At 68.8% G+C, this 12,751-nt stretch carries 10 protein-coding genes; 2 read left to right on the top strand and 8 right to left on the bottom strand.

Going from position 1 to position 12,751, the window contains the following annotated elements:
* Positions 1–137 precede the first annotated feature (137 nt).
* The 5 genes from IEZ17_RS28080 to IEZ17_RS28060 all read right to left on the bottom strand — a co-directional run bounded on the left by IEZ17_RS28080 (position 138) and on the right by IEZ17_RS28060 (position 4,362).
* Positions 138–1,283, bottom strand: coding sequence for a DUF4185 domain-containing protein (locus tag IEZ17_RS28080; protein ID WP_189304894.1), 1,146 nt, complete (start codon positions 1,281–1,283; stop codon positions 138–140).
* A gap of 381 nt (positions 1,284–1,664) precedes the next feature.
* Positions 1,665–1,940, bottom strand: a complete 276-nt coding sequence (locus tag IEZ17_RS28075; RefSeq protein ID WP_189304892.1) for a hypothetical protein — start codon at positions 1,938–1,940, stop codon at positions 1,665–1,667.
* Positions 1,941–2,363: 423 nt separating this feature from the next.
* Complete coding sequence (locus IEZ17_RS28070) at positions 2,364–2,669, bottom strand: DUF6204 family protein (protein WP_189304891.1); 306 nt, start codon at positions 2,667–2,669, stop codon at positions 2,364–2,366.
* 501 nt (positions 2,670–3,170) lie between these two features.
* The gene (locus tag IEZ17_RS42945) at positions 3,171–3,521 is read right to left on the bottom strand and encodes a hypothetical protein (RefSeq protein WP_229852722.1); all 351 of its coding nucleotides are present in this window, start codon (positions 3,519–3,521) and stop codon (positions 3,171–3,173) included.
* Between the two features lie 220 nt (positions 3,522–3,741).
* Positions 3,742–4,362: a TetR/AcrR family transcriptional regulator gene (locus IEZ17_RS28060; protein WP_189304889.1), complete on the bottom strand. Its 621-nt coding sequence runs from the start codon at positions 4,360–4,362 to the stop codon at positions 3,742–3,744.
* 68 nt (positions 4,363–4,430) lie between these two features.
* On the opposite strand from IEZ17_RS28060, the gene IEZ17_RS28055 reads away from it, so the two are divergent.
* Positions 4,431–5,651, top strand: a complete 1,221-nt coding sequence (locus IEZ17_RS28055; protein WP_189304887.1) for a metal-dependent hydrolase family protein — start codon at positions 4,431–4,433, stop codon at positions 5,649–5,651.
* 437 nt (positions 5,652–6,088) lie between these two features.
* On the opposite strand, the gene IEZ17_RS28050 is transcribed toward IEZ17_RS28055, so the two are convergent.
* Positions 6,089–7,291, bottom strand: coding sequence for a polysaccharide deacetylase family protein (locus IEZ17_RS28050; RefSeq protein ID WP_189304885.1), 1,203 nt, complete (start codon positions 7,289–7,291; stop codon positions 6,089–6,091).
* 817 nt (positions 7,292–8,108) lie between these two features.
* Between IEZ17_RS28050 and IEZ17_RS28045 the strand changes: the two genes are divergently transcribed.
* Positions 8,109–8,639 (top strand): GNAT family N-acetyltransferase, encoded by a 531-nt coding sequence (locus tag IEZ17_RS28045; RefSeq protein ID WP_189304883.1) that lies wholly within the window; start codon positions 8,109–8,111, stop codon positions 8,637–8,639.
* Positions 8,640–8,795: 156 nt separating this feature from the next.
* Here IEZ17_RS28045 and IEZ17_RS28040 read toward each other — a convergent pair whose 3' ends face one another.
* Together IEZ17_RS28040 and IEZ17_RS28030 are read right to left on the bottom strand one after the other, a co-directional pair.
* Positions 8,796–10,493, bottom strand: coding sequence for an IS1182 family transposase (locus tag IEZ17_RS28040; RefSeq protein WP_229852720.1), 1,698 nt, complete (start codon positions 10,491–10,493; stop codon positions 8,796–8,798).
* A gap of 776 nt (positions 10,494–11,269) precedes the next feature.
* A complete protein-coding gene (locus tag IEZ17_RS28030; protein ID WP_373299960.1) occupies positions 11,270–12,418 on the bottom strand; it encodes a L,D-transpeptidase in 1,149 nt (382 codons plus the stop codon).
* Positions 12,419–12,751: the final 333 nt, after the last annotated feature.

Here is a 12,751-nt window from a genome sequence, read left to right as displayed (position 1 = left end):
CCGCTCGCCGCTACGACGGCCCGTCATGCGGCGGCGGAGGACTCGGCCTGAAGAGCCCGGCGCGGACCGGAAACCTCAACTCTTCTGCGTTCTCGGTGCGTTCGGCGTGTTGTACGTGCTCGGCACGTAGCGGGGCCTCAGGACAGCATGTTGATCTTGTACTGCATGAACCGGTAGTTCCTTGAGTCGAACCACTGGCTGACGACGATGTGGAAGTTGCCGAACGTCGAGCCGGGGACGACGAACCCGCCATACGGGCTGGCGACCAGGTTGGCCACCTCCTGGCCCGGGTTGCAGGGCAGGATCATCGCCTGCTCCAGCGTCTTGGTCAGATCCGAGGTCGGCAGCGGGAAGACCATCGCTCGGATCGACAGCGGATCCATGTTCAGCCACGTGAGGACGTACTTGCCGTCCATGGTACGGAAGCAGATCTCGCCCCACTTGCGGGTACCGAAGACCGTCGTCGGGGCGGGCGCGTTCCAGCGCCAGTCACCGTCGGCGTAGCCCCACGGCTCGTAGGCGTCCGCATTGCCGAGGCTGTCCTTGCGCACCCGGTGCAGCAGCATCCCCGATTCCACGTCACGGTTGAAGACCGTGGACAGGACGTAGCAGTAGTCACCCTCGGCCACCGCGTAGGTCTTCTGCTGGAACTGGCCGCCGTGCAAGTCACCCGGCCACTGGCACAGGTACTCCCAGGTCTCACCGTTGTCGGTCGAGCGCCAGAAGTCCGTGTGATGGGTGTCGTAGATGACGCCGCGCATGAGATGCATGTACATGACGCCGTCGACGACGAACACGTCGGACGGGATCGCCGTCGTGGCCTTGTCGCCGACCGGGTTGTGCGGCTCGCCGACCAGGCTGATGGCGTGGTCGCCGCCGACGCTGCCGTCGATACGCAGGTTGTTCAGGTCCGCACTGCTGGAGCGCAGGCCGACCGGTGCGCGCCAGTCATCGGGGGCCTCGCCCGGCTGCGGCACGTGGTCGCCGTTGAAGGTATCGCCGCCGACGAACAGCATGGTGCCGTTGGGGCACAGCACGGGGATGCCGAGATCGGTCCACGGCGAGGCGAACGAGCCGGTCTCCGCCGGGCCGCTCAGGTTCTTGATCTTGGTCGCGAGCGTCGGGCTGGGCGGGTCGTTCGGCCCGCCGGCCATCGCCACCTCACTACCCGAAGCGACGACCCCCGTTCCCACGGCGATGCCCAGGCCCACGCCGATCTTGAGGAGCTTACGGCGGGAGTACCCGCCGGTCGACGGGTCCTGCTCGTCCGATGGACGTGTCATTCTGCTGATGCCTTTCAGAGTCGACTCGGTAGTGCATGAGGTGCCTTGGTGCCGCTGTCCTCGGCGAGGGCCGTGGGACAGGAACAACTCCTACGTGAACGGGTGTGCAGCCGAGACACCGTGCGCCCTGCCGCCCGGCACGCTGCTGGTCGTGGTCGCCGTCGATGCCGACGGTGTGGGCATGCCGCTCTCCGCCGTCACTCCGGACGCGTTGCGCGCGGAGGTCCACCGCGGTGCACCGGGCCGGCAGCCAGGTCTGGTAGACCTCCGCGCAGAAACCTCAGGACCACGACCGATGTTCGCCTGCGAGCCGAGTGAACACCGGTGCGTATGACGGGTAGTTGACCTGCCGCACCCAGTGCGGCCCGGCAGACGGAAGAGTTACGGCACCCAGAGTTCCCACTGGGTGAGACTGTCCGACTGCACACAGACGAAGTCGGGCCATTGCCCGGCCGCCTTCCCCGAGTCGCCGGCGTTCTGGCAGTCCTGGGGGGACGGGTAGCTGGCGATGTATCCCCAGCCTGGCGGGCCCCCGGCGGTCGTCGCCGGAGCGGTCACCTGCCCGGCGGTGTTCTCGGCAGCCGCGGCCACTCCGCCCGTCAACGTGAGAGCGAGCACTGCGGCGCCTGTGGCAAGCAGGTAATTGATCTTTCGCATACGTCACCTTCCTTGCGTCTGCCGTGCGTGAGACCTTCGGTACAAGGCGATCGACGCTGGGCAGCGTGCCTGCATCGGACAACGTCGACGCTATCGGCGGCCGATGAAATGGCGATGACACCACGTTGACCTGGCCGACGGGTCGGCTGGCCGGCCAGGCGGCAACGGCCGGGACGACCGTGCCTTGCCCGGCGGACGTCTCGGTCGTTCTGCGACCGCGGCAGTCACCTCCGTCTCCGCGCTGGACGGGCCGATCCCCATGCGTGGAGCGGCGGCACTGCGGTGCCACCGCTTGCTCTCCGCCGTGCTCGCCGATCGAACGTGTCGCGGTCGAACGTGCAGCCCTCGATCACGTCGCTTGGTGCAGGTTCCGTTGCATGGGGGGAGCCCGAGGCCACCCCACCCGGTTCTGGCTGCGCTGCGTTACGGTCGGCGGCGTTTGCGGCGGATCTTGATGTCGCGCATGTCGGTCACCGCGATGCGGAGGATCCGGTGCGGGTATCCGTGTGCCCGCAGTGCCGCGATGGCGCGCTGGGTGGCTTCGGGTTCGCCGTCGTCAGGGGCGGCGGGAAGCTGGCAGCGGAAGGTGAACGCGGACAGGCTGTGGTCGTAGGTGAAGGTGCCAGTTTCGGTGAAGGCGGTCCGAAAGGCGTCGACTTCGGCGAGGAGGCCCGCGCGGTCGGTGTCGCTCAGTGCGTCGAACGTTCCGCGGATGGTCACCCTGAACATGGTTGGTCCTCTCGTGTGGCGTAGGTGAGGAGGCGATCGCCGGGCAGTCGTTCAGCGGTGTCGAGCAGGTCGAGGTTCGCCCTGGCGATCGTTCCCGCGCTCTGGCCCGCCGTGGTGCGCTTGCGCCTGCCATCTCTGTGAAGACCAGGGCCTGGACGGAGCTGAGTTGGGCTGCGAGCGCGCGGGGCAGTGGGGCGTCCGGCTCGGCGCCGGTTTCCTCGATCAGCGCGGCTTCGAGGACTTCGGGCATCAACCGGCCGAGTTCGTCGTGCAGTCAACGTGGGGGCGGTTCGCGTCATGGCGTGGGCGGAGCCGGACCCTTCGGTCAGGCCGAGTCGGCGGTTGCGGCTGCGGACTTCGTCGCGCAGGTGTGCCGTCCGGGCCTGGGCGGTGGACTGGCCGGGGCTGCGTCATGAGCGAAAGTCTAACTGCATGGCAAACTTTCAGTCCATTTCAAATTTCTACTCCGCCGCGCTTGCGTCGCCGGCAGGTCCTCAACCGTCATCCGGGCCTGGGGCCAGACCCGGGCGTGTGGAACTCGCCGAAGCCGAGCACCTTTTGCCAGTGGAGCACGCACAGGGATGGGAAGCTGAACGTCCCGGCCGTCATGAGGGCCTGGACACCCGTCGCCCCTGAGGCATTGCGCGAGCGGAACACGCGTAGTGGCAGGAGCGGGTTGGCCGCCTTCGCCTGGCGGACGACGAAGGCGAGGAGCGGAACGAGCGCTCCGGTGCCGAAGCCCGGCGTGTGTGAGGAAGCCCAGCCGTAGTTGATGGTCTCGGCCATGCCGGGAGTGACAGCGGAGGTCACCGCGCCGCCGACGTCCTGGACGAACCGGGAGGCGAGGAGCATCTCCGGGTTCTGGGATACGCCGCACAGGAGGGAGGCGGCGGTGAAGACGATCAGGCCGGTGTCGAAGACACGCTTGCCCCCCCGATCAGGTCACCGAACTGTCCGGAGAGCAGCGGTAGGCCACCGAAAGGGACCGGATGGGCATTGACCACTCAGGCCAGGCCCGATGGGCAGAAGCCGAGGTCCGCCTGGATGGACGGCAGCGCCCCCTTTCGCTGTGTCAGCCCAGCAGCCCGGCCAGCACTGCCGTCGTCGCGTTCAGCAGCGGCTCGGCGGTCGGGCCGCCCGCGGCGGTGCGGGCGAGCAGGCCCTCGCGTGCAGCCAGGATCACCTCGGCGGTCTGCTCGGCGGAGGCCCCGGGGGGTACCAGCTCCGGCAGGACCCGCTCCAGCACGGCGGCCAGCGCCGCCGTCACCGCGCGGTCGTGCACGGCGACCCGCTCGGCGAGTTCGGGTGTACGGGCAGCCAGTAGGCGGAACTCCAGGAAGAGCAGAATCCACCCGGTTTCGGCGGCTTCGACCCGCAACAGCGCCTCGACCAGCCGCTGCGCCCGTTCCTCGGGCCCCAACTGTTCGGCCGCGGCGGCGAGGTGCTCCAGCTCGGTCATCCGTTCCGCTGCCTGTTCGTCGAAAAGCGCCAGCAGCAGGTCCTCCTTGGTGGCGAAGTTCGAGTAGAAGGCCCCGCGGGTGTAGCCGGCGGCGGCGCAGATGTCCTCGATGCTCGTGCGCGCGTATCCCGCGGACAGGAACAGCTCGCCCGCCGCCGACAGGATGCGGGCTCTGGTGTGGACGCGGCGCCGCGGGGGCCGGGGCGTGAGGGGTTCGGCCGGGGAGGGATTCACGGCAATCACGATACATGGTGTATTCAATACGGGTCGTATTGAAACGAGTTTGCGAGAGGACCACCGCCATGAGCCGACTGCTGATCACCGACGCCCGCCTGCTCCACCCCGAGACAGGCACCCGTACCGACCCGGCCTGGATCGAGGTCGCCGACGGCCGGATCGCCGCCACCGGCACCGGCCGCCCGCCCGGCGCCGGGCAGGACGTGCGGGTGCTCAACGCGGCCGGCGCCACCGTGCTGCCCGGCCTGATCGACGCCCACGTCCACCTGCTGGTCACCTCCCTCGACCTGTCCGCCGTCGCCTCCTGGACCCCCGGATACCTGACCGTCCGGGCTCTCGCGGAGGCCGAACGGATGCTGCGCCGCGGCTTCACCACCGTCCGCGACGTCGGCGGCGCCGACCACGGCATGGCCCGGGCCCTGGCCGAAGGGCTGGCACTCGGCCCGCGGCTCATCCACGGCGGCAAGGCACTCTCCCAGACCGGCGGCCACGGCGACCTGCGCCCGCTCGGGGACGACTCGGTGCCCTGCTGCGAGAGCCGTCCCCACTTCGCCCGGATCGCGGACGGCGTCGACGCCGTCCGCGCGGCGGCCCGGGACGAGTTCCGCAAGGGCGCCGCCCATCTGAAGGTGCTGCTCTCCGGCGGGGTGGCCTCGCCGCACGACGAGATCGCGGCCGTCCAGTACAGCGAGGACGAGATACGCGCCGCCGTGCAGGAGGCGGAGAACCACAACCGGTACGTCACCGCGCACGCCTACCACCCGCGCGCCATCGATCGGGCCCTGCGGGCCGGCGTACGCTGCGTCGAACACGGCAACCTGATCGACGACACGACCATCAACCTGCTGCTGGAGCGGGACGCCTTCCTGGTACCCACCCTGATTGCCTACGAGCAGACAGCGAAGCTCAGCCGGCAGTCCGGCCTTCCGGAGTCGTCCTACCGCAAGCTCACCGAGGTCCGCGACCATGGGCTTGCCGCTCTGGAGAAGGCCCATCGCGCGGGCGTCAACCTCGTCTACGGCAGTGACCTGCTCGGGCCGCTGCACCCAGCCCAGTTGGAGGAGTTCACCCTGCGCGCCGAGGTCCAGCCCGCTGCGGATGTGATCCGTTCCGCCACGAGCACGGCGGCCCGCCTGCTGCGGATGGAGGGCGAGATCGGCACCCTCGCGCCGGGCGCGCACGCCGACCTGCTCGTCGTGGACGGCGACCCGCTGGCGGACCTGGCTGTCCTCACCCGCCCCGAGCGGCACCTGCGGCACGTGGTCAAAGCCGGTGCCGTCCTCTGAGAAGACTTCCGCTCACCTCCCAGTGGGCCTGATCGGTCGGTTCTGGATCGGCTGATCAGCGATGGCGTCGGCGCATGAAGGCAGGGCCCCTCGGTGGCTCGGGGTGACGACGCCCCCGAGCGCCAGGGGCCCCGTTGTCACAGTCTTGCGTGTCCACGCCCGTCACATCCAACTCCCGTGCGTCGCCGTGCGATTGCCTTGCGCACAGGTTCGGCAATGCGCCGGACCTGCCGGCAACCACCGGTGGTGAACTCGCCGCGGTGAGGCGTGGTCGACTGCCGCACATCTCGCCGCCGAAGCCGTTGACGACCGCTCGCAGTCCGCCTACGTTGACTCTACGGGTCGCAGCGGATGGGGACAGCCTGGCAACCGTGGGAGCGGGGCCGCATGGACGTTGGCGAGGGTGACGGTCGCGGTGGCGTCCCCTCCCGGGGCCGTCAGCCGCGTCCGGTGAGCTGCTGACCCACTCCGAGCCGGTGTAGGCCGGCGAGGACCTGCGGGTCTTGGGCGTCCAGCCAGTCGCAGAGCTGGCGGAAGGAGACCAGCCGGACGTCCTTGCGCTTGTCGTCGGCGATGTGCTTGAAGGCCTCTTCGACGGCGTCCATGTAGATGCCGCCGTTCCACTGCTCGAAGTGGTTGCCGATGAAGAACGGCGCACGGTTGGTCTCGTAGGCCCGCTGGAAACCGGCGATGTACGCCTCCGTGGCCTGCTTGCGCCAGCCGGGGTAGTTGGCCGGCGGGGCCTTGGTGGAGTTCTTCGACTGGTTGGCGAGGATGTTGTAGTCCATCGAGAGAACCTCGAAGGAGTGGCCTGGGAACGGCATCTGCTGGAGCGGGAAGTTCCACACGCCCTGCTTCTTGACGGGCCAGACCTGGAGGCCGCCTGGTGAGCTGGCGTCGTATCGCCAGCCGCGCTTGCGTGCCGTGGGAAGCAGGTTGTCCTGGCCGAGCAGGCATGGTGTACGGCCGCCGACCAGTTCCTTGCTGTAGTCGAAGGGCAGCGGTTCGAGGTCGGTGAAGCCGGTGTTGGTCCGCCACTTGGTGACGAAGTCCATGGCCTGCTTGATCTCGTCGTCCCACTGGGCGGGGGTCCAGTGCGCGACCGACCCCGAACTGGTGCCGCAGAAGTGGCCGTTGAAGTGCGTGCCTATCTCGTGGCCCTCCAGCCAGGCGGCGCGCACGTTCTTCAGCGTATCCTTGATGTGGTCATCGCTGAGGTATCCGATGTCGGATGCGCCGACGCGGTTGTTCGGCGGCCGGTACATGCGCTTCTTCGACTCGGGCAGCAGATACAGCCCGGAGAGGAAGAAGGTCATCGAGGCGTTGTGGTCGCGGGCGAGCTTGCGGAACCGCGGGAAGAGGCCGTTGCCCACCTCGCCCGCCCCGTCCCAGGAGAAGACGACGAACTGCGGCGGCTTCTGGCCAGGCTCCAGCTTCTCCGGTGCGGGCGGTTGGTTGGGCTGCCTTCCGGTGTACGCGGTTGAGCCGTCGCCTATCGGCTTGCCCTGCGCCGCGTTCCCGGGCTGGGTTCCGACCCTGTCGGAGGCCGTCGACCCGGAGGATGAGCAGCCTGCCACGGAGAGTGAGGCCGCCGCTCCTATCCCGAGTCCGAGTACGCCCCGGCGGCTGTATTCACGCATAGCGGTCCCCATCGCATTCGTTCGTAGTTCTGGTGTGTGGGGCACCCGGAGAAGTGGGACGCCCGGAAGGATGGGGAGGCGGGTGCTGAGTTGCCGCTGCGTTCCCGCGAAGGAGGATCCTCAGCGGAGGGTCGATGGAGGATTGCGCTCTGAAGCCCCTTGAAATGGTCTCCGGGAGCTCTTGGCAGACCCTCGCGCCTCCCCAGCGCGGCTGAGCGTGTCCTTTGTCAAGATCACCGAGTGCTCCGAACCGCAGACGTCGAGAGCATGCCGCGGCATGGTCTGCCATGCCTGCCTGCGGCCGAGCCCGACGTCGAGGACGGCTACGGCATGACGGCGCGCGGCACCCCACCCTTCAGGAGCGGACCCTGCAGCCCCCGCCCCTGCCCCTTCTTCGCGGCCTTCTCGGCGCAGCCATTGTTGTCCATGTTCTGCATGTCGTGCTCCCCCGTTCGATGAGTGGGCAGGTAGCTGAGGGCCGCAACGGCCTCCATCAACGCCCTGGACGGGTACGACTCTGATGGAGATCGCTAGCGCACCGGTAACGCCTCACTAATGGCAGCCCGCTGAGATGCCGGCGAGAGCCGGGCCGGACGTTAGCGCCGGCCCCGCCGACCCCACTCCGTCCCGGGCGAGACGTCCCCCCAGGCCCGCGTCACCGTCCCGGACGGCTCAGACGCCCGCCGTTGGTCACGGCGGGAACGTCCTGGGGCGGTCCCTCTGGCTCCGCCCCATGCGGAGTCCGCCGATGCTGCCGGTTGCGCTCAGATACTGGCTTCGCGCCCGTGATCCGCCCGACAGTGTCTACGCTGCTGCCGTGAACGACACCAGTTATGGCATACGCATCAGACCAGGCAGCCCGGCCGACGCACCGGCCATTTTGGACATGCTCGACTCCGCGGTGGCCTGGATGAACGAGCGTGGCAACACCGAGCAGTGGGGCACGACACCGTATTCGCAGAAGCCTGGCGGGGTGGCGCGGGTCGAGCGGTACACGACCGAGAACGCCCCGTACATTGCCGAGTTGAACGGAACGCCTGTTGGTGCCCTGGTGTTGGATTCCGGGCCCAGCCCGCAGATGCCGATTGCGTCGGCCGGGGAGCCCGAGCGGTACGTCCGACTGCTGGTATCCGACCGACGCCACGCCGGTCTGGGCATCGGGGCGTCGCTGCTGGCCCATGCCGTCGAGGAGACCCGACGGGCCGGCGTGGCGCTGCTGCGGGTCGACTGTTGGGCGGGTGGCGGGGGCGAGCTGGTTGCGTTCTACGAGCGCAACGGTTTCACTCCCACCGACCGTTTCCTGTCCGGGACTTGGCCCGGGCAGGTGCTGGCTCGCCGGGTCGGCTGACGGCACGGGTAGGGCGCCTGCCGTGGGATCATCCGGCGGGCCAGGGCCAGGGCCAGGGCCAGGGCCAGGGCCAGGGCCAGGGCCAGGGCCAGGGCCAGGGCCAGGGCCAGGGATCGGGGCTAGCTTGACTCTGTCGGGGATCTTGGATGGTCGGGCTCAGCTGCCGAGGGTTCGCCAGGACTTCGGCCGGGGAATCTCCCGCTGGTCCAGGAAGGTCTGGAAGGCGGTCGGCGGTCTCGGTGAAGAGGTTTCCTCGGTCACTGACCGGCTGCTGAGGCGTTCGATGTTCACGGCGATGGCCGTGAGTACGTGTTGCAGGTGGGCTTTCGGCTGTCCTCGGTAGCGGCAGTGGCGCATGCCGTGTCCGTGGGCGAACTCGTTGATGGTGCCCTCCACTCCGGAGCGGACCGCGTAGCGGGCCTTCCAGTCGGGTGTCTGCTGCTCGCTGCGGACACGGACTTGCAGGTCGCGGAGTTCTCGTGGAGGGAAGCCCACATTCCGGGCGCTCTCGCGGGAGTTGGTGCGCCGGGGGCGGTCTGGACACGGCTGGCACTGGCTCTTGGTGAACCGCGCCACGATCAGGGGTGCCGCGGTGGGCGAGGAGGTCGGGTAGGGACCGTGCCAGCCCTTGCTGACCTGGCCCTGGGGACAGGTGACTTGTCGGCGGTCGAAGTCGATGTGGAAGTCGTCCCGGTCGAAGCCTTCGTTCTGGCGGTGCTGGCGGGTGGGGTTGCCCGGCAGCGGCCCGCTGACGGTGACCTGATGTTCGCGCTCGGCTCGTTCCAGGTGGACCAGGGAGGTGTAGCCGCCGTCGACCAGGTGCTCTGCGGGCAGTAGCCCGCGACGCGCCAGGCGGGTGTGGATGCCGGGCAGGGCCTGGCCGTCGTTCGTAGCGGCCGAGGTGGTAGCCACATCCGTGATCACGTTGACGCTGCCGGAGGCGCACGTCTCGGTGACATGCGCGGCGAACCCCTTCCAGCTGATGATGTGCCCATGACGGACGTAACGCGCCGTGGTGTCGTAGGGCGAGACGATTGCCGAGGAGGAGGGCGGCAGGCCGCCGTCGTCGGCGGTGCGCCAGCGCAGGCGGCCCGCCTCGTCGCGGTAGTAGTTCTGCACGACGATCTGCCGCAACGCCTCGGCCTGCGGACCGGGCCGGTAACACGCCCCCTGCCGGTGGAGGCGTTCCAACAGCCGGCAGGCGTCCTCGCCGGCGGCGAGGATCCTGGTCTTGGGCCGGGTGGGGTTCTTGCCCAGACGGACCGGACGGCCGTAGCGGCGCCCCCAGTCCTCGTCGACCAGGCCGACCAGCAGATGCCCGGCCGTGCGGGCCACTTCTTCCAGCACGGCACGGACCGCCTCCGTGACAAGTTCCAGCCGGGTCAAGTCGCGCACCGCGGCCAGGACGTGGGTGGAGTCGGTGCGCTGCGTGGTGCGCTCGCGCACGAGTCCGGCCTCCTTCAGGCGCGCGAGCGCCAGATCGAGAAGACGGTCTGCGCGGTCGTCCTGGGCGAGGCGCTCGCGGAAGTCTGCCAGCACGCTGTGGTGGAAGCCGGGATCGTCCAGCTCCAGGGCCATGGCGTACTTGAAATCGATGCGGCAGCGGACCGCTTCCGCTGCCTGCCGGTCCGACAGGCCGAGCAGGAACTGCAGCACGCAGACGGTGGCCAATTGGGCGGGCGAGATGCCGGGGCGTCCGTCGCGCGGGTACCAGCCCGCGAAGTCCTCGTCGCACCACAGCCCGTCCAGCCGGTCTCTCACCCACATCGCCGTCGTACCGCCCGGGTTGCTCGCCCATGCGATCTGCGCGGTCAGAGACGGGACTTGCTCACCGGAACGGGGACGGAGCGACAACAGGCACCTCGACAACTGCATCGGTCTTCGAAACAGCCCCGAGCATGCCTGTTGATCAAGCTGGCGGACCGGGAAACTCCAAGATCCCCGACAGAGTCAAGCTAGCAGGGGGGACGATGAAGTCCTCCTCCAGGTCGAGGCGGTCAGCAGGCTGGAGAAGACCAGGGCGAGGTGCAACCTCCGGGAGCGGAGCGCGGCGAGCAGGGCGGGGAGCTCTCCCTCCCGGAGGGTGACATGGACTTCCCGCTGGTGGAGCCCGGTCTGAACCGCTCGATAGCTGATGCCGGACGGGGGGCGTTCCTCGCGATCCTGGCCGCCAGGGCGGAAGGTGCCGGACGGGAGGTGATGGCGGTGGACCCCCGCAACACCTCCCGGCGGTGTGCCCGCATGCGGGCACACCGCCAAGGAGAACCGGCCCACACAGGAGACCTTCCACTGCGTTGGCCGTGGCCACCAGGCGCACGCGGACACGGTGGGCGCCCTGAACGTTCTACAGGTCGGGCTGGTCCGTCGCGAAGCCCAACCGGCTTGGCGGGAAGCCACCTCGTCTACGGGGTGGAGGAGTCACCCGTACGACCAGGGAACCTTCGCGCCTCACCGGGGTACGGCACGGCGAACCCCGGGTTGCCCAACCCGTTGTCCACCCCTGTGCGGAGAACGCGCTTCGCTGCCGTACGCGCAGCGAGCCTCAAACCCTCGGGGCGGAGGGCCGGTTGTCGTCGGTTCGGCCTTGGGCGGGGCTGCACCGCCGACGTCCCGAAGAGGGTGGAGGCCGGTCACAGCGCGCTGCCCGCCTGCCAGTCGGACCAGGACAGGTTCCAGCCGTTGAGGCCGTTGTCCGGTTTGACGGTCTGCTCGTGCGAGTTCTTGACGACCACGACGTCGCCGAGGAGTGACTGGTCGAAGAACCACTTGCCCGGGGTTTCGCCTCCGCCGCCCTTGTTGTCCTGTAGGCCGATGCAACCGTGGCTGGTGCCGCTGCGGCCGAAGACCGATGGACTGCCCCAGTAGTTGCCGTGGACGAAGGTGCCCGAGGCCGACAGCCGCATCGCGTGCGGCACGTCAGGAATGTCGTAGGTCTCCGTGGGGTTGCTGAAGCCGACGGTCGAGCCGTCCATCCGGGTCTGCACCAGCTTTTCCGAGATCACCATCTGGCCGTTGTAGGTCGGGTTCTTCGGGCTGCCGCCGGAGATCGGCACGGACTTGATGGTCTTGCCGTCCCGGACCACCGTCATGGTCTGGGTGTTCATGTCGACGGTGGAGACCTGGGACCGGCCGATGGTGAAGGCCAGCGTCTTGGACTGCACGCCGGTGATGCCGCCTCCGCCCTTCACGCCGTCCAGGTCGATTTTCAACGTGACCTTGGAGCCGGCCTTCCAGTACTCCTGCGGCCGGAAGTCCAGGCGCTGGGAGCCGAACCAGTGGCCGACGACCTGCTGGCCGCTGCTGGAGGTCACCGTGATGTGGGACTGGACGTCCTTCTTGTTGGCGATCGACTTGTCGAAGGTGAAGGACACCGGCATGCCGACGCCGACGGTCTTGCCGCCGTCAGGGGTGTAGGAGGCGAGGAAGCTGTTCTTCGAGGAGACCGTGGTGAAAGTGGCGTTCTCGGTGGCCGTCCGGCCGTTGTCGGCCTTGGCGTTGGCGACCAGCTTGTATGTGGTGCCGCGCTCCAGCTGGACCGAGGGTTTCCAGGAGGAGCCGTCGGCGGCTATCGCGCCCTTGACCGAGGCGCCGTTGTCCACCCGGATCAGCCGCACTTCGGTCAGCTTGCCCCCACTGACCCTGACACCGGTGCTGAGGCCGGCATCGGTGGCGCCGTCCTGTGCCGAGACCTTGATCCTGATGCCGGACGCGCCCTTGGCCCCTTCGTCGCTGCCTGCCGCGCCGCCCCCGCCACACGCGGACAGGGCCATCGCACTCATTGCGATCAGCGCCGAGGCGGCGAGCACGCCTCGCCTCTGCCGGGGGCGGCGTGGCGTACCAGGCGACGGCCGCTCCATGGGCAGACGCAGCCGAGGGCGCAGCGTGCGCAACCGAGCAGGCACGGGGGTATCGGACGTTCTCACGAGCAGCTCCATACGGGGCGGTGTGGTCGGCCAGGGCTATGCGACGTCGGTGACCGACGGTAGGGACCACTTCTAAACCCGTCTCTTATGGCTCCTCGTCCAGTGCCTGGCTACGTCCTCCGTTGCGATGGAAGACAGCTCAGCAAAGGGTGGAAAGGCTCAGTGTTCCTGCGAGAGTGGGCAGCACTG

The organism is Streptomyces albospinus (assembly GCF_014648695.1).
GTDB lineage: Bacteria > Actinomycetota > Actinomycetes > Streptomycetales > Streptomycetaceae > Streptomyces > Streptomyces albospinus.
Note: the sequence above shows the minus strand (reverse complement) of the source record. Positions and strands in the feature narration are given on the sequence as shown.